This is a genomic window from Pseudomonas sp. KB_12, assembly GCF_052114545.1.
GTDB classification, from domain to species: domain Bacteria; phylum Pseudomonadota; class Gammaproteobacteria; order Pseudomonadales; family Pseudomonadaceae; genus Aquipseudomonas; species Aquipseudomonas brassicacearum.
The window spans coordinates 1-1,100 of record NZ_JBFREY010000084.1 but is presented as its reverse complement, the minus strand read 5'-3'; the positions used below and the strand labels follow the sequence as shown (position 1 = coordinate 1,100).

The 1,100-nt window shown below is 59.0% G+C and carries 1 pseudogene; it reads right to left on the bottom strand.

Annotated features, from left to right (window positions below):
* Positions 1-1,100 (bottom strand): annotated as a pseudogene (locus AB4Z20_RS27955) (sugar-binding protein); the annotation flags it as partial.

The window sequence follows — 1,100 nt, the reverse complement described above, 5'->3', positions numbered from 1 at the left end:
GTTTGCTCTTTCAGGTTGCGCACAAAGCCTTCGGGATCGGCTGGACAGCCATCGCCCCCTGAGGCGGGATACCAGACGTTGGTTTCGATAACGCCATTGGCAAGGGTTCGGACCCGCAGGTTGCCGTGTGTGTCATACGTGTTGCTGACGGTTTCGCTGCGCCTGCGGTTTGGATTATCGAGTAGCGACCAGGTCGTTCTGACCGTCTTGGGTAACTGGCAATACTTGGGTTGTTGGTCGAACTCGACGCCGGAGGTCAGGTAATACGTGGTTTCGACCGTCTCGACGTTATTGTTCTGGGTCGTCGTTTCGTGGGTCAGCAGGTGGAATTGGTTGAATTTGCGTTCAATTTTTCGTCCCGGACGTGCCTCTGGTTCCGTGTCATCGAGGACCCAAAGGGTCTCAGCGCACACGTATTCGTAGGTGCCAATGTACTTATAGAGATTGTCGAGGCCGTCGTCATCCCAGAGCAGACGAAGCCCGGCGCCAAGAAAATTGGTCTCGCCTTTCTCCGGATCTTCGCTCCTGTAGGTATAGCGGACATCAATCGGCGGCTGGCCAAAGCCTGGGACGGTGAGGTGTCGGGTGACACGGGGCAGCGGCGCGCGACCGCTGCCTTCCGGGAACTGATGGCCGGCGTCTTGATAGAACATTTCCTCGCGCCCGCCAGCGGGTGTCTCCACCCAAGTGATGCAGAGGTGATCGCGAATCAGGTTGTAGCCAAAACGCCAGGACGCCTCGTTCTCGGTCGGCAGGGTGATGCGGGTGACGTATTTGTCAGCGCCTCCCAGGTTCATGGCAAAGCGCCCCAGCGGGCGGCCATCAGGGCCAGCGAACGGCTGCAGCAACACTTCGACGGAGGTGCTCTGGCGCTCGACCGTCAGCAGGGTCTGGTCCGAATCGTCCTTGACCCAGGCCAGTATGTAATCAGCGCCGCCAAACAGCGTATAGCCGAGCGTGACCTTGTGCCCCGTGGGTGAACGAATCTCCACAGGCAGGGCCACCCGGTTCTGGGTGCTGCCCATGACTTCGAGTATCTCGACCAGGCCGGACTTGTGCACGACCCGGTAGTGATCCTCGTCCTGATGGAAATGAAAACT